This is a genomic window from Mediterranea massiliensis (genome assembly GCF_900128475.1).
GTDB classification, from domain to species: Bacteria; Bacteroidota; Bacteroidia; order Bacteroidales; family Bacteroidaceae; genus Bacteroides; species Bacteroides massiliensis_E.
Window position 1 is genome coordinate 46667 of the sequence record NZ_LT635836.1, and the last position, 15502, is coordinate 62168.

At 51.2% G+C, this 15502-nt stretch carries 14 protein-coding genes; 8 read left to right on the forward strand and 6 right to left on the reverse strand.

Annotated features, from left to right (window positions below):
- Window positions 1-8 precede the first annotated feature (8 nt).
- The gene (locus BQ7483_RS04785) at window positions 9-308 is read right to left on the reverse strand and encodes a Dabb family protein (protein ID WP_022021473.1); all 300 of its coding nucleotides are present in this window, start codon (window positions 306-308) and stop codon (window positions 9-11) included.
- Window positions 309-412: 104 nt separating this feature from the next.
- Here BQ7483_RS04785 and udk point away from each other — a divergent pair, with 104 nt between their 5' ends.
- Together udk and BQ7483_RS04795 are read left to right on the forward strand one after the other, a co-directional pair.
- Window positions 413-1030: a uridine kinase gene (udk, locus tag BQ7483_RS04790; protein WP_072545071.1), complete on the forward strand. Its 618-nt coding sequence runs from the start codon at window positions 413-415 to the stop codon at window positions 1028-1030.
- A gap of 42 nt (window positions 1031-1072) precedes the next feature.
- Entirely contained in the window at window positions 1073-2431 is a 1359-nt protein-coding gene (locus tag BQ7483_RS04795) for an MltF family protein (RefSeq protein WP_072545429.1), read from the forward strand.
- 96 nt (window positions 2432-2527) lie between these two features.
- Here the strand turns inward: BQ7483_RS04795 and metH are convergent, their stop codons facing one another.
- The 5 genes from metH to BQ7483_RS04820 form a co-directional block, all read right to left on the reverse strand.
- Entirely contained in the window at window positions 2528-5284 is a 2757-nt protein-coding gene (gene metH, locus BQ7483_RS04800; protein ID WP_072545073.1) for a methionine synthase, read from the reverse strand.
- A gap of 42 nt (window positions 5285-5326) precedes the next feature.
- Window positions 5327-5779, reverse strand: a complete 453-nt coding sequence (gene smpB, locus BQ7483_RS04805; protein WP_022021477.1) for an SsrA-binding protein — start codon at window positions 5777-5779, stop codon at window positions 5327-5329.
- A gap of 58 nt (window positions 5780-5837) precedes the next feature.
- Window positions 5838-6413, reverse strand: coding sequence for a Yip1 family protein (locus BQ7483_RS04810; RefSeq protein WP_072545075.1), 576 nt, complete (start codon window positions 6411-6413; stop codon window positions 5838-5840).
- Window positions 6414-6416: 3 nt separating this feature from the next.
- Entirely contained in the window at window positions 6417-7250 is an 834-nt protein-coding gene (locus tag BQ7483_RS04815; RefSeq protein ID WP_139247536.1) for a hypothetical protein, read from the reverse strand.
- 174 nt (window positions 7251-7424) lie between these two features.
- Window positions 7425-7922, reverse strand: coding sequence for a DMP19 family protein (locus BQ7483_RS04820; protein WP_072545079.1), 498 nt, complete (start codon window positions 7920-7922; stop codon window positions 7425-7427).
- A gap of 161 nt (window positions 7923-8083) precedes the next feature.
- On the opposite strand from BQ7483_RS04820, the gene BQ7483_RS04825 reads away from it, so the two are divergent.
- The 6 genes from BQ7483_RS04825 (at window position 8084) to BQ7483_RS04855 (ending at window position 15457) form a co-directional block, all read left to right on the forward strand.
- Complete coding sequence (locus BQ7483_RS04825) at window positions 8084-9676, forward strand: pectate lyase family protein (protein WP_083535656.1); 1593 nt, start codon at window positions 8084-8086, stop codon at window positions 9674-9676.
- A 215-nt stretch (window positions 9677-9891) separates the two neighbouring features.
- The gene (locus BQ7483_RS04830) at window positions 9892-10593 is read left to right on the forward strand and encodes an iron-sulfur cluster assembly scaffold protein (protein ID WP_022021482.1); all 702 of its coding nucleotides are present in this window, start codon (window positions 9892-9894) and stop codon (window positions 10591-10593) included.
- 17 nt (window positions 10594-10610) lie between these two features.
- A complete protein-coding gene (locus tag BQ7483_RS04835) occupies window positions 10611-11621 on the forward strand; it encodes a GGGtGRT protein (RefSeq protein ID WP_072545081.1) in 1011 nt (336 codons plus the stop codon).
- 344 nt (window positions 11622-11965) lie between these two features.
- Window positions 11966-13183: a site-specific integrase gene (locus tag BQ7483_RS04840; RefSeq protein ID WP_072545082.1), complete on the forward strand. Its 1218-nt coding sequence runs from the start codon at window positions 11966-11968 to the stop codon at window positions 13181-13183.
- A gap of 80 nt (window positions 13184-13263) precedes the next feature.
- Complete coding sequence (locus BQ7483_RS04845; protein ID WP_004310791.1) at window positions 13264-14106, forward strand: hypothetical protein; 843 nt, start codon at window positions 13264-13266, stop codon at window positions 14104-14106.
- A gap of 283 nt (window positions 14107-14389) precedes the next feature.
- Window positions 14390-15457 (forward strand): hypothetical protein, encoded by a 1068-nt coding sequence (locus BQ7483_RS04855; protein WP_004310790.1) that lies wholly within the window; start codon window positions 14390-14392, stop codon window positions 15455-15457.
- Window positions 15458-15502: the final 45 nt, after the last annotated feature.

A 15502-nucleotide genomic window follows, 5' to 3' on the forward strand; every position in this document is an offset into this window, starting at 1 on the left:
GCAAGTCATTATAATTCATAATCGACGCAGGCACGGCTCTCGCGAACCTCAGCCAGCAGCTTTCCGGCGGCCACGTGGTCGGGATGAACGGCATAGCGACGGACGTCGTCGAGGCTGTCGAACTCGCTGTAGAGGGCGATGCTCCACGTCTCGGCAGGATTGATGTTCAGCCCCACTTCTATGCTACGGATAAAAGGTATCTTGGCCGGAAGTGCCTCGATGGCAGCCTTGAAGGCGTTCATAGCGGCCAGGCGTGCTTCGGCCGGAGCTTCGTCTTTCAACTTAAACAATACAATGTGTTTGACCATAACTTTGTCATTTTAATGATTTATACTATATTTGCTGCCAGATGTGCAGTCCTATTATGTGATTGCAAAAGTACTCGTTTTGTTTCAAAAATACATGTAAACGGATGTTAATTATAGGAATTGCAGGCGGTACAGGGTCGGGAAAGACCACCGTCGTCAAGAAAATCATCGAAAGCCTGCCCGCAGGCAAAGTCGTATTGCTGCCCCAGGACTCGTACTACAAGGACAGCAGCCACGTGCCGGTGGAAGAACGGCAGAACATCAACTTCGACCACCCCGACGCCTTCGAATGGAGCCTCCTGTCCAAACACGTGGCCATGCTGCGCGAGGGCAAGAGCATCGAACAGCCTACCTACTCGTACCTGACCTGCACGCGCCAGCCGGAAACCATCCACATCGAACCGCGGGACGTGATCATCATCGAAGGTATCCTGGCTCTGTGTGACGAAGAACTACGCAACATGATGGACCTGAAGGTATTTGTAGACGCCGACCCGGACGAGCGGCTGATACGCGTCATCCAGCGCGACGTAGTGGAGCGTGGACGTACGGCCGAAGCAGTGATGGAACGGTATACGCGCATCTTAAAGCCCATGCACCAGCAATTCATCGAACCGTGCAAGCGCTATGCCGACCTCATCGTGCCCGAAGGCGGAAACAACCAGGTGGCCATCGACATCCTGACGATGTATATCAAGAAGCATATTCATGATAATGGTTAATGGTAAATGGGGAAGGGCGGACTGACATCTATTTTGGGAACGATGCTGCTGTGCCTGCTGGTCACTGCGGGCTGCCGCGGTAACCGCACGGACAGCAGAGAAGAACGTGCGCACGACCTGCAGCAGATCAAGGACAGCGGCGAACTGGTGGTGCTCACTCTCTACAGTTCAACGTCGTACTTCAACTACCGCGGACAGGACATGGGTTTCCAGTACGAACTGAGCGAACAGTTTGCCAAAAGCCTGGGCGTGAAGCTGAAGGTGAAAGTAGCCCGAAACGTCAAGGACCTCATCCGCAAGCTGGAGGCCGGCGAAGGCGACCTGATAGCCTATACCCTGCCCGTCACCAAGGAATGGAAAGACAGCCTGCTGTACTGCGGCGAAGACGTCATCACCCACCAGGTAGTGGTCCAACGCAAAAATGGACGCCACAAACCTCTTAAAGATGTCACCGAACTGATTGGCAAGGATATCTATGTCAATCCGGGAAAATACTACGAACGGCTGGTCAACCTGGACAAGGAGCTGGGAGGAGGCATCCGCATCCACCTCGTCCGGAGTGACAGCATCAGTGCCGAGGACCTTATCACCCAGTTGGCACAAGGCAAGATATCTTATACGGTGGCCGACAATGACATCGCACGCCTGAACCGCACCTACTACCCCAACCTGGATATCAACTTGAAAATCAGCTTCGACCAGCGTTCATCATGGGCTGTCCGCAAGGATTGTCCCCAACTGGCACGTGCCGCCAGCGAGTGGCACAAAGCCAACCTGACCTCTCCTGACTATAAGGCCAGTACCAAGCGTTATTTCGAAATCAGCAAAGCTACCCCCCACACCCCTATTCTATCACTGCGCGAGGGGAAAATCTCTCATTACGACGCCCTGTTCAAGAAGTACGCGAAAGAAATCGGATGGGACTGGCGGCTGCTGGCTTCACTGGCCTATACGGAGTCCAACTTCGACACCACCGCCGTGTCGTGGGCCGGCGCACGCGGCCTGATGCAGCTGATGCCGTCTACCGCCCGTGCCATGGGACTGCCCGACGGGAAGGAACAGAACGCGGAAGAAAGTATCAAGGCGGCCGTGAAATACATCGGCATGACAGCCCAAAGTTTCAGTGAACTCCCGAAGGAAGAACAGGTGAACTTTGTCCTGGCATCCTACAACTCGGGCATCGGACACGTACAGGACGCCATGGCTCTGGCAGAAAAGTATGGCAAGGACCCGCATGTGTGGAAAGACAATGTAGAGAAATACATCGTGCTGAAAGCCAACGAAGAGTACTTCACCGACCCTGTCTGCAAGAATGGTTACTTCCGCGGCACGGAGACCTACAACTTCGTACGCGAGATTACCGGACGCTACGAACAGTACAAGAAGAAAATCAAGGGATAAAAGATTTTCTCTTTCATTAGACAGGAATGGCATGGATTACAAAAGCAATCCAGCCATCATATATCTGTTAGGATTTGCACTTTAAAAATTCTGTCATCAGCCTCCGAACAAGTCGAGACGGTTTCGGCGCGCTTCATCGAGGGAAACCGGCTTTTCCTGAGGACGGGCGGCACTGCGTGCCACTTGTGACCGGTGTTCCTCGTCCAGCTCGCGGACAAAAGACTCCTTCTGGCGGGGATTCATCAGGCGGGCAGCCACAGCGGCATTCTGCGAAGCATCCTTCAGGTAGACCACCGGCGCATGGTACACAGGAACAATCTTCAAGGCCGTATGCAGGGCCGAAGTCGTAGCACCGCCTATCAGCAGAGGAATGTCCAGCCCCGCCTTCTCCAGTTCCGAAGCCACATGCACCATCTCGTCCAGCGAGGGAGTAATAAGGCCGCTCAGCCCAATCATGTCAACCTTCTCGGCGATGGCACGCTGCACGATGGTTTCGGCAGGCACCATCACGCCCAAATCGATCACCTCATAGCCGTTGCAGGCCATCACGACAGAAACAATGTTCTTGCCGATGTCGTGCACGTCGCCCTTCACCGTGGCCAGCAGCACACGTCCCGCCGAAGCCATACCCTCCGGTTTTTCGGCCTCAATGGCCGGTTGCAGAATGGCGACGGCCTTCTTCATGGTGCGGGCCGTCTTCACCACCTGGGGAAGGAACATCTTGCCGGCTCCGAAGAGGTCGCCCACATGGTTCATGCCCGCCATCAGCGGACCTTCGATGATGTCCACCGCCTTCGGATACTTTGCCAACGCCTCTGCCAGATCCTCTTCCAGGTAGTCGGCAATGCCTTTGGTCAAGGCATAGGTGAGGCGCTCTTCCAGCGTACCGTCCCTCCAGGCCAGATGGGCGGAAGCAGTGGCAGCACCACCGGCTGCCTTCTCGGCCTCCTTCTCAGCCTTCAGGCGTTCGGCCATCTCAATCAGCCGTTCGGCCGCGTCGGGACGACGGTTGAGCACCACGTCTTCGATGCGTTCCAGTACATCGGCAGGCAGGTCTGTATAGAGCACAGACGAGGCAGGATTGACAATGCCCATGTCCATCCCCTCACGGATGGCGTGATAGAGGAAGACGGCGTGCATGGCCTCGCGGATATAGTTGTTGCCGCGGAAAGAGAACGACAGGTTGCTGACGCCCCCGCTGACGTGGGCACCGGGCAGGTTGCGGCGTATCCAGCCGGTGGCACGGATGAAGTCGACCGCATAGTTGTTGTGCTCCTCCATGCCGGTGGCCACCGCCAGCACATTGGGGTCGAAGATGATGTCCGAAGGACGGAAACCCACCTCGTCGACCAACAGACGATAGGCCCGCTGGCAGACGGCGATGCGGCGTTCGTAGGTATCGGCCTGTCCCTGCTCGTCGAAAGCCATCACCACCACGGCAACGCCCAGGCGACGGATGAGGCGGGCATGCTCCAGGAAAAGGGCCTCCCCCTCCTTCAGCGAAATGGAGTTGACAATGGCCTTGCCCTGCACGCACTTCAATCCGGCCACGATGACGTCCCACTTCGAGGAATCGATCATCACCGGCACACGGGCAATCTCGGGTTCGGAAGCAATCAGGTTAAGGAAGGTCGTCATCTCCTGGCGGGTATCGAGCAGACCATCGTCCATGTTGATGTCAATCACCTGCGCCCCGTCTTCCACCTGACGGCGGGCAATGCCGAGAGCTTCCTCGTAATTCTTTTCATTGATCAGCCGCAGGAACTTGCGCGAACCGGCCACGTTGCAGCGTTCGCCCACGTTGATAAAGTTGTTCTCGGGCTTCACCTCCAGCAGTTCGAGGCCGGAGAGCCAAAGGTGTTCCGACGGAGCTACCGGAACGTGGGGAGCCACGCCTTCCACCAGGGCCGGAAAGCGGGCAATGTATTCTTCGGTCGTACCGCAACAGCCGCCGATGATGTTCACCAGCCCTTCGCTCACATACTCGCCCACCTCGCGGGCCATCTCGTCGGGTGTCTGGTCGTACTGGCCCAGGCTGTTGGGCAGGCCGGCATTGGGATAGGCGCTGATGTAATAAGGGGCACGGGCGGCCAGCTGCTCCAGGAAGGGTTTCAGCTGGCGGGCACCGAACGAGCAGTTCAGGCCCACGGAGAAGATGTCGGCATGCTGAACCGAAGCCAGGAAAGCATCCAGCGTCTGGCCGGACAGGGTACGGCCGGCCGTATCGGAAACGGTGACGGAGAGCATCAGCGGCACGCGGCGGCCCGTGTCGTCCATCGCCTGCCCGGCCGCATAGAGGGCGGCTTTGGCATTGAGCGTGTCGAAGATGGTCTCGATGAGCAGCGCATCGACTCCACCCTCCAGCAGGGCTGCCATCTGCTCACGGTAGGCATCGGCCAGGTCGTCGAAGGTCAGGGCACGGTAAGCGGGATTGCTCACGTCGGGGCTCATGGAGCAGGTCTTGTTGGTAGGACCTACGGAACCGGCCACGAAGCGGGGCTTTTCGGCTGTCGAGAAGGCATCGGCTGCCTCACGGGCCAGACGGGCAGCGGCCAGGTTGACATCGCGCACGCAATGCTCCACATGGTAGTCGGCCTGGCTGACGCGCGTGGCGTTGAACGAATTGGTTTCGATGATGTCGGCACCGGCAGCCAGATACTTGCGGTGGATGTCCGACACGATGTCGGGACGGGTGAGGCACAACAGGTCGTTGTCGCCCTTCAGCTGTCCGGGTATATCTTGGAAAATCTCGCCGCGAAAATCGGCTTCTGTCAAGTTGTATTGCTGTATCATGGTGCCCATCGCACCGTCCAGGATCAGGATGCGCCGGCGCACCAGCTCTTGCAAGGTCATTGTATTTGAGTTTTTGAGGTTGTAAGTTTTAACTCTTGAGCACTATCGCTTGAACATGCGTGCCATGTCACGCTTGTCGGCTTTCTCCTTCAGCGCTTCGCGTTTGTCGTATTGCTTCTTGCCTTTGGCCAGGGCCACCACCAGCTTGGCCAGCCCCTTTTCGTTGATGAAGAGGCGGACGGGAACAATGGTGAAACCCGGGTCCTTGGAGGTGCGCTCCAGCTTCTCCAGCTCCTTGCGGGTGAGGAGCAGCTTGCGTTCGCGGCGGGCGCTGTGGTTGTTGTACGAGCCATAGAAGTACTCGGCCACGTACATGTTCTTCACCCAGAGTTCGCCACCCGAGAAATAACAGAAAGTGTCCACCAGGCTGGCCTTGCCGAGGCGGATGGACTTGATTTCCGTCCCCGTCAGCACGATGCCGGCCGTATAGGTGTCTATCAGTTCGTAGTCGAACGTTGCACGCTTGTTCTTGATGTTTACAGGAGCCTGTTTCATCTTTGCGTATTTTTGAGTTGATGACTTTTTTTAAGTTCTTGAGTTCGGTTGCCTGCCGTCAGTTCAGCACCACCGTGAGTTCATTGAAAATCCACTCGATCACCATCGGGCAGACGATGAGCACGACGGATGTCATTAGGGTGAAGCGCAGGCGGCTGGCATCAGTCACCCGAAGCAGGCGGGCACTGCCCTCCCACACGATGTAGACGGTGTAGAACTGCAGCAGGATGGCGATGATCTGGAAATCGGGCAGGATGCCCAAAACAATGCGCAGCAGGAAGACCACCACCAGCGCATAGCCGGCAAACTGCTGCACCAGCGGGAGTTGGTCGGGCATCCTCATCCAGCGCACCCCCATCACGTTAATCAGATAGGCCGCCAGGAAGTAACCGCCGAACAGGGCCACCGCCACGGCACAGCACCGCGTCATGGCGTACTGAAAACTCTGCGGGCCGCCCCACCCCATCGTCAGCAACGAGCCGATGAAGACCGACAACCCGCATAAACCAATCATAGGATAGACAAAAGCCGTGAAGACTTTCCGCCTATCCTCTTCCAAACGAATTTCCTCCCAGGCTTGCGCCGGGGAGGAAATCAGTCGCAGGGTGATATGTATCAGTTCTTTATAGTCCAACGCTTAGTTCTTCTTATAATTGATGGTATAATCCGTCCGTGAAGAAGGCATGGCGCCCATAGAGCTGATGTCCTCATACAAGGAAATCTTAACGGTAGAAGGCTGGTGCCCGGTTATGCGTTCGAAATCGGCCAGGGCATTGCTCACCTTGAAACAGTACCAGTTCTGATACATGGCGCCTGTTCCCTCGTCACCGCCGTTGGAATGGCAGAGGTAGAAACGAAGCTCAGTGGAACCGGATGTGATTTCATCATAGGCATACACCAGGCGGATGTTGTGCTTCTTGAACTCTTCTTGTCCGTTGGTCAGGAACCACTGAAGATACGTGTAAATCATGCTTTCATCATAAAAGTCGAATCTTACATCATTGTTGTCATTTCCCTTCATCCGAGAAATGCCGATCGGCGATGTCTCGTACTCATTGTCTTTCAGTTCGGTAGCGGTTTCCACTCTTTCGGCATCAGTCGTAGGAGCCGTCTGGATGGCTACCAGTTCGATTTGGTACGTCTGGGGAGTCGTGGCGTTCTGCTGGGGCGGAGTAATCTGGTTGCCCAGTTCATCGACCGAGAACTTGAAATAGATGTACGCCACTTCTACACCTGTAAAGCTATATCCTCCCGTTTCCAGCTGGGTGACGGACTTATAGCTGGCTTCATAGCGGTTGCCGCCAGCATCCTCGAAAATAGCACCGCCATAGAGTCCACCGGCACTTACTACTTTTGCCAGAAAGGCACCATCAAATGCCGCTCCGTTCCCTTCGGAATTCAAACAAGAAGTCATCATGATGCCCATCACCAGTGTCAGGGCAGCTACCATCAAAGTTTTAATTTGTCTCATTTTTTAAGATTTCTGTTATTAGGTTTTGCAAAATTAAGTATAAAGAATGGAGTAGCACTTCTCTCCCTCCCTTTTTTCAGTGTTTTTAAGGTAAATGCCAAGAAAGCTAAAATACTGCGTCCGGCCGTGGTCATTTAACGTTTGTTCAGAAGTTCGGGCCGAAGCCTCCCCTCACTACACCACCTTGGCAAACAGCTCCAGATGCTCGTCCACATATTCAGCCACCTGCGCCGTGAACATCTCTTCTTTCTCCAGAAACTCATCCTCCAGGTCGTCGAAGGCCTCGTACTGCTCGTACATGGCCATGAACTCTTCGTCCGTACGTTCGCGTTCCAGGTCCTCCCGGTGTTCCTCGTAGATCTTGCGGGCCGCATAGACCAGCTTGGCCAGGTCGGCCACTCCCCACAGGCGCATGACGCGGGCAAAGGGGTTGTCGAAGATGTAGCCGCCGTACCCGTTCTGGATGAGCTGGCAGAAGCCCCCTTCCATCACCTCGTCGCGGAAAATCCGGTAGGCCAGCAGGCTGTGCTGCTCGCCCGTGAGCAACGGCATGGTTTCGGCCGTCAACTGCCCCCCTGTCTCGGCCAGGTAGGCGTCTGTAAATACTTCTATAAAGGCGTCCATGCCTTCGCCTGCGGCCCGGCGCAAGGCTTCGTCACTGATTTCTATCATTTCGGTTGTCTGTTTGGAAAAACGATGGTGCAAAGCTATAAAATAAAAGAAAAAGAACGAAACTTCCACATAGAAAAAGAAAAACTACACCTCGAAGAAACGGTTTTTGCCTACTTTTGCCAGCAATTAACCAACTATTAAAGAATATATCTACACACATCATGAAAAAGCAAATCGCACACACCGCACTCTTTCTGCTTCTGCTGACGGCGGCCTGCCACTCGCCCGCCACCGCCACCGAAGACCCCATTCCCCCGGTCACCACCCCCGAAACGCCCGACGAAGAAGAACCCTCGGACACGCCCGACGAAAGCGTCGACGTAACGGCCCCCGCCTTTCCCGGCGCCGAAGGCTATGCACGCCTCACCACCACCGGCGGACGGGGCGGAACCGTCTACCACGTGACCAACCTGAACGACGACGGCGAAGGCTCGCTCCGCGCCGGCCTCAGGCAGACAGGGCCCCGCATCATCGTGTTCGACGTCTCGGGCATCATCGAGCTGGAGAAGACACTTGAGATAAAGAACGGCGACGTCACCATCGCCGGACAGACCGCCCCCGGCGACGGCATCTGCCTGAAGAACTACTCGTTCGTGGTGAAAGCCGACAACGTCATCATCCGCTTCATCCGCAGCCGCATGGGCGACGAGCGCAAGACCGAAGACGACGCCATGTGGGGACGCAACCAGCAGAACGTCATCATCGACCATTGCAGCATGAGCTGGAGCACGGACGAATGCTCGTCCTTCTACGGCAACAAGAACTTCACCATGCAGTGGTGCATCCTCAGCGAAAGCCTCACCAACTCCGTCCACGGCAAGGGCAGCCACGGCTACGGAGGCATCTGGGGAGGCGAAGGCGCCAGCTTCCACCACAACCTCATGGCCCACCACAAGAGCCGTACGCCCCGCCTCTGCGGCAGCCGCTTCTCGGGCCGTCCGGACGACGAACGGGTGGACCTGCGCAACAACGTCTTCTACAACTGGGGCCCCACCAACGGAGGCTATGCCGGCGAAGGAGGCAGCTACAACTTCGTGAACAACTACTACAAGCCCGGTCCGTCGACCGCCACCAAGGAAAGCCTGGTGAACCGCATCTTCCAGCCCAATGCCGACGACGGTTCGCAAAAGAACGTCAAGGGCATCTGGGGAACCTTCTACGTCAGCGGCAACCACTTCGACAACACCTGCCCCGCCATCCAGAACCATACCAAGAAGAGCAAGGTGCTCGGCCTGATCGAAGCCGTCAACGCCGACAACTGGGAGGGCATCCAGCCCAACACCAACAACGGCGACCTGCCCGACGGCCGGATTGACAACATCCGCAGCAACACCGAATTTGCGGTAGAAGCCGTAGGCACACACACCGCAGCCGACGCCTACGACCGCGTACTGGCCTATGCCGGCGCCAGCCTGAAGCGCGACGCCGTCGACACCCGCATCGTGGGCGACGTGCAGAACGGCACCTACGAATACGAAGGCAGCAACGGGAGCAGCAACGGCCTCATAGACTCGCAGGCCGACGCAGGCGGATGGCCCGCCTACCAGAGCGCCACCAAGCCGCAGGACAGCGACAACGACGGCATCCCCGACGAATGGGCCGCCCGCAACCTGCCCGAAGGCAAGACCTACCGCGACCTGGACCCCGCCAGCGGATATTCCTACCTGGAGCTCTACATCAACAGCCTCGTGGCCGACATCATGAAAGGCGGATGCGAAGGCAGCAGCGGTTCGCCCTGCTCCCAGGATTTCTAAAGCCACTTCCCGCCCGATACCATCGAACAGGAAAGGCCGGTCGTTTGCAATGTCTACATAGCAAACGGCCGGCCTTCTGTCGTGCCATTACCTATTTTTAATAAAAAAGTCAAATTGAAGGGTTGGCAGGATGAAAGAAAACGGTTAACTTTGCCATCGGTTTTACGATGTGGAACTACGTTTTTTTAATTATAACTAACTAAAAAGAGCTAATTATGACTTATTCACACGAAGTGGAACACATGTGTGTTGTAAAGAAAGGTCCCAACCACGGACCGGCTCCTATTCCCGAAGAAGGTAAATGGGTAAAAGCAAAAGAAATCGTTGACATCTCTGGTTTGACACACGGTATCGGCTGGTGCGCTCCCCAACAGGGTGCCTGCAAGCTGACCTTGAACGTTAAGCAAGGTGTTATCGAAGAGTGTCTGGTAGAAACCATCGGCTGCTCCGGTATGACTCACTCTGCCGCCATGGCTTCCGAAATCCTGCCGGGCAAGACTATCCTGGAAGCGCTGAACACCGACTTGGTTTGCGACGCCATCAACACAGCCATGCGTGAATTGTTCCTGCAGATTGTATACGGCCGCACACAGTCGGCTTTCTCTGAAGGAGGTCTGATGATTGGTGCAGGTCTGGAAGACTTGGGTAAAGGTCTCCGCAGCCAGACCGGTACACTCTATGGCACGAAGGCCAAAGGTACCCGTTACCTGGAATTGACCGAAGGCTACATCACCCGTATGGCCCTGGACAAGGACAACGAAGTAATCGGTTACGAATTTGTTCACATGGGCAAGTTCATGGAACAGATCAAGAAGGGTGTAGATGCTAACGAAGCATTGAAGGCAGTTACCGGCACTTACGGTCGCTTCAAACCCGAACAAGGCGCAGTTAAATATATTGACCCACGTAAAGAATAATAAGGAGGATACAGATTATGATTAGACCAGTACAGTTTGAAAGTCAGGACCGTCGTATCAAGCAGATTTTGGCTGCTTTGAATGAGAACGGTATCAAAGACATTGAAGAAGCTAATGCAATCTGCGACGCAGCCGGCCTTGATCCGTATCTGACTTGTCAGGAAACTCAGGGTATCTGCTTCGAGAACGCCAAATGGGCTTACGTAGTAGGTTGCGCCATCGCACTGAAGAAAGGCTGTAAGAACGCCGCCGACGCTGCCGAAGCCATCGGTATCGGTTTGCAGGCATTCTGCATCCCCGGTTCAGTAGCCGACGACCGCAAGGTAGGTCTGGGCCACGGTAACCTGGCAGCCCGTCTGCTCCGCGAAGAGACTCAGTGCTTCGCCTTCCTGGCCGGCCACGAGTCGTTCGCAGCCGCCGAAGGTGCCATCAAGATTGCCGAAATGGCCAACAAGGTACGCAAGAACCCCTTGCGCTGCATCCTGAACGGTCTGGGCAAGGACGCCGCCATGATCATCTCCCGTATCAACGGCTTTACATACGTTCAGACTCAGTTTGACTACTACACAGGCGAACTGAAGATCGTGAAGGAAACTCCGTATTCCGACGGTCCCCGCGCCAAAGTAAAATGCTACGGTGCAGACGACGTACGCGAAGGCGTAGCCATCATGTGGCACGAGAACGTAGACGTATCCATCACGGGTAACTCTACCAACCCGACCCGCTTCCAGCACCCGGTTGCAGGTACTTACAAGAAGGAACGTGTTCTCGCCGGCAAGCCCTACTTCTCAGTAGCTTCCGGTGGTGGTACAGGACGTACCCTGCACCCGGACAACATGGCAGCCGGTCCTGCTTCCTACGGTATGACCGATACAATGGGCCGTATGCACTCTGACGCTCAGTTCGCTGGTTCTTCATCAGTTCCTGCTCACGTAGAAATGATGGGATTCCTGGGTATCGGTAACAACCCGATGGTAGGATGTACAGTGGCTTGTGCGGTTGACGTGGCTACTGCCTTGAGCAAGTAATTTAAGTTACTTAATATAGATAAGCTCCTGTAATCCTTGTGGTTGCAGGAGTTTTTTATTTATGGTAACTTGACTTAGATAACAGATTGAAGCACCTTGCATCACTCATTATTCAGAGTGAATGAATGGTGAATCAGTAAGGAGATAACAAGATAAATCCTGCTTTATTTAAGTCCAAACAACTCATGTAAAGAGTAGCCAATTACCCCTCAAATCAAGCCATAAACAGGTTACTTTTGCAGCCGATTTGCAGCCGAATTTGCCATTCTTAAAAAACGGCTGCAAGAATTGGCATAATCAACTATAATACAATGCGATACACTCCATATAACATTTAATTTAAAATGGAGAAACATTGTACAATGGTTTACTTTTCATTAAGAGAAAGTAAGCAAAACAAGAAAGGTCTATCACCTATTGAGGTTTCAATCACCACTAACGGAAAGAGAATCTACTTTAGTACAGGTAAACATGTACCTGCTGCCGATTGGAACAAAGAGAAGCAAGCTGTAAAAGGCAAGAGTGAAGAAGCTCAGCTAATCAACGGTTATCTGATTCAACTACGGAATAAGATATATCAGAAAGAAATTGAGCTGCTTCAAAAGGGCTACCTTATCACTGCTGAACTATTAAAAGAAGCTATCACAGATAAGGTGGAAGCTCTGAACGAAAAGACCTTATTGGATGTTCTGAACGAACATAACACAGAGCACAAAGCAATGGTAGGTAAAACTGTTGCCCCTGCTACTTATTGGGTGTTTGAATATACAGGCAGACTATTCAAAGAGTTTATTCAGAAGAAATATGAACGTAAGGACTTATATTTAAGAGAGATAAACTTAGGTTTCATTCAAGGATTCCATGCTTACCTTTTAGGAGAGAAGAAGATGGGACAAAACTCCTGCACCAAGCATTTAAAGTTCTTAAAGAAGTTACTAAATTTAGCTGTCGCCAACTCTTATATATCCTACAATCCTGTAAATGCTTATAAAGTAGAACGTGAACCTGTGGAAATTGATTTCTTGGATGAAGAAGAACTGAGGAAGATTATCAACTTTGATACTCCCCTACCAAGATTGGAACGAGCTAAAGATATGTTTCTCTTTGGATGCTTCACTGGGCTTAGTTACATTGACATTAAGACCTTGACACCAGAACACTTTGAGAAAGACAGTGCAGGCAGAATATGGATAAAGAAGCGTAGAGTTAAAACAGGAGTTCTATCACGAATCCCCCTACTCCCTATCGCCAAGCTGATATTGGATAAGTACAAAGGTGGAGAGAAATTACTCCCTATTCAAGACCCTGCGGACATCAACAAATATCTAAAGGATATAGCTATACTTTGTGGAATCAATAAACGAATTTGCTTCCACACAAGTAGGCACACCTTTGCAAGTACAATTACTTTAGCCAATAACATATCGCTGGAAGTTGTTTCTAAGATGTTAGGACATACCAATACACGAATGACTGCCCACTATGCAAAGCTGATAGACAAGTGCATAGGTGAGCAGATGGATAAACTCATGGATACGTTTACAGGAGCTTCTGATTACTAAAGCATATCCTATCCACAAATTCCTCACTTGTAGCAATGCAGGTGGGGATTATTTTTTAATTTTGCCTTAAACTAATAATTATGGAGAAGCTAAAGGAAGATTACATAAGCATTGATACTCGTTTGGAATACATGGAAGCCATAGCCGTTAAATATGTTCCAGACGTAGATATAGACCCAGCCACAGGAGAAAGATACGTCTGCGGCACTACCGCCTTACCCCTATTCATAAGAAGATACAATCAGAATGAACTATATGGTAATTTCACATACGAAGATTATATAGCCAATGAGGACATACAGAATACATTGAAAGGTTTGGGAGTTGATATAGATAAGTTCTGGTTTCTACTTCTGTTCATCTTTGACTATACTTGTGGAACGTGCTTGGACGGAATGAAAGCTACAGGCATTGGAATAGAACAACTCATCAAATTCGCCAAAGCCATAGCTGACAACCATAAGGAGATTAACCAATTTGGAGTAAGTTTTAAAAAGCCTATTACCGTCTCTGTAAAGATTGAAGGCAAGCATCAGATAGTAATTGACAATGCCAATGCAATAGGTTACTTGGCTACTATCATTGCCAACAACCTAAAAGAGATAGAGGAACATCCTTGGATGCAGAACCAACAAGTCAGCATAAGCACCCATGCAGAAGAAAAGGAATCCGTTCAGATATGGCTGTTCTATAAGATGTTCAATGACTTCTTCAATTTAGAGCCATATAATAAGCTGTTTAATGTCAGACAGAAGAAAGGAAGCACCATATCACTTAGTAAGACATTGCTCATATCAAGGCTTATCTACTTCACTAAGCTATCTAAACATAGTAAATTCTCAGATGATGAAGATGTCCTAAAAGGTTACATCAAGCAATATAAAGACAAGAGAATTGATACTGCGAACAGCATATACTTCTAATAAACTTCTGATAATTAATACAGTCCTGCTCCGTACCATTAAGAGGGTACATAAGAGCAGGACTTTTTTTCTCTCTTTTAATCCTGCCATTATATCCCATCTTTGCAGCGTCAAAACGATAGCGGACGAGCTGACAATTAAGAGGGGAAGTAAAACCACCCATTAATTTCTCTCTTTTAATCAGCCCAGAAGCAAGTAGTTTTGCAGCGTAATCAGAAAGCCAAGTGCGCATAGGTTGGACGGTTACAAAGAACTTAATTTGATAATTAAAAACAAGATGACAATGAAAACAATGACTAAGACAGCAGGAAAGACTGCAACCAGCAAATCAGTAGCTAATGCTAAAGCAGGAAAGGCAGTGCGCACTCTCAGCTTACAACAACAGTTGATTAAAGCTGAAAGAGATTTGAAGAACATAGTTAACAGACAGTTGGGAGAAACCGTTCTACACGCCCAAGAGTTAATTGTGAAACAATTAAAGCAGGCTATTGAAGAGAAGAATAGTAAAGCCCTCACACTTAAAGACGAACCTATTACATTCCAATTAACTAAAACTGAGGAGAAGGTCTCTAAGAAGATTGCCTTTGTAAAACATAACAGAAGCATTGATTCAAAGAAAGTAGATACGTTCATTGCTATTATTGACAATGGCAAATATGAAGAAGCCTATCCCATCATCGTGATAGAAGCTTCAAAACTAATAAAGGCAGGATATGTCGTAACAGATGTAAACGGTAGAGTTCTGACAGAAGAAGAGGCAGAAGGCTACTTTGTAATCTTGGACGGTCAACACAGAAGCACAGCATTTGCCAAACTAAACTCTGTCAAAGGTAATATGACTATCCCCAATGTCTTTGTTAAGGATATTAAGGATATAGGAACTTATTTGGAAGAAATCAACAGAGTTGGTAATTGGGATATGAAAGCCAAGATAGGGGTTGCTGCCTTGACATCCAAAGATGAACTCTTTGAGAATATGGCTGAACTAATCCAACAGGGATTCAATCCTACGACAGCAGGTCTGATTTATACCAAGAAGAACATTCCAGAGAAGATATTGAACAAGGTTTTAAGAAGAGAAGAATACAATCTACCAAAAGATGCCATAGTTGACATCAAGAGAGGTAACGATTTTATAACTCTATGCAAAGCTGCCAAAATCAGCGTCACATTTCTCACTAAACGTTACTTCATTAAAGGATTTAACAGTTATGCTAAAGTACATGGCGAAGAACAAGCATTCAAGGCTTTGGATAAGCTAAAACAATTAGAACTTAATGATGACAAACTAAAGAAAATAAAGGAAGATGATGATTTTCAAGCAATGCTACAAAATGCTTTAGAAGCATAATACATACTACGGAGCAAAGCCCATGTGACTGGTGGGCTTGTTCTC

Coding starts and splice junctions, on each gene's coding strand:
- metH (WP_072545073.1), bottom strand. CDS start 5,284: ATGACCTTGCAAGAGCTGGTGCGCCGGCGCATCCTGATCCTGGACGGT.
- BQ7483_RS04840 (WP_072545082.1), top strand. CDS start 11,966: ATGGAGAAACATTGTACAATGGTTTACTTTTCATTAAGAGAAAGTAAG.
- udk (WP_072545071.1), top strand. CDS start 413: ATGTTAATTATAGGAATTGCAGGCGGTACAGGGTCGGGAAAGACCACC.
- BQ7483_RS04830 (WP_022021482.1), top strand. CDS start 9,892: ATGACTTATTCACACGAAGTGGAACACATGTGTGTTGTAAAGAAAGGT.
- BQ7483_RS04835 (WP_072545081.1), top strand. CDS start 10,611: ATGATTAGACCAGTACAGTTTGAAAGTCAGGACCGTCGTATCAAGCAG.
- BQ7483_RS04825 (WP_083535656.1), top strand. CDS start 8,084: ATGAAAAAGCAAATCGCACACACCGCACTCTTTCTGCTTCTGCTGACG.
- smpB (WP_022021477.1), bottom strand. CDS start 5,779: ATGAAACAGGCTCCTGTAAACATCAAGAACAAGCGTGCAACGTTCGAC.
- BQ7483_RS04815 (WP_139247536.1), bottom strand. CDS start 7,250: ATGAGACAAATTAAAACTTTGATGGTAGCTGCCCTGACACTGGTGATG.
- BQ7483_RS04855 (WP_004310790.1), top strand. CDS start 14,390: ATGAAAACAATGACTAAGACAGCAGGAAAGACTGCAACCAGCAAATCA.
- BQ7483_RS04820 (WP_072545079.1), bottom strand. CDS start 7,922: ATGATAGAAATCAGTGACGAAGCCTTGCGCCGGGCCGCAGGCGAAGGC.
- BQ7483_RS04785 (WP_022021473.1), bottom strand. CDS start 308: ATGGTCAAACACATTGTATTGTTTAAGTTGAAAGACGAAGCTCCGGCC.
- BQ7483_RS04795 (WP_072545429.1), top strand. CDS start 1,073: ATGCTGCTGTGCCTGCTGGTCACTGCGGGCTGCCGCGGTAACCGCACG.
- BQ7483_RS04845 (WP_004310791.1), top strand. CDS start 13,264: ATGGAGAAGCTAAAGGAAGATTACATAAGCATTGATACTCGTTTGGAA.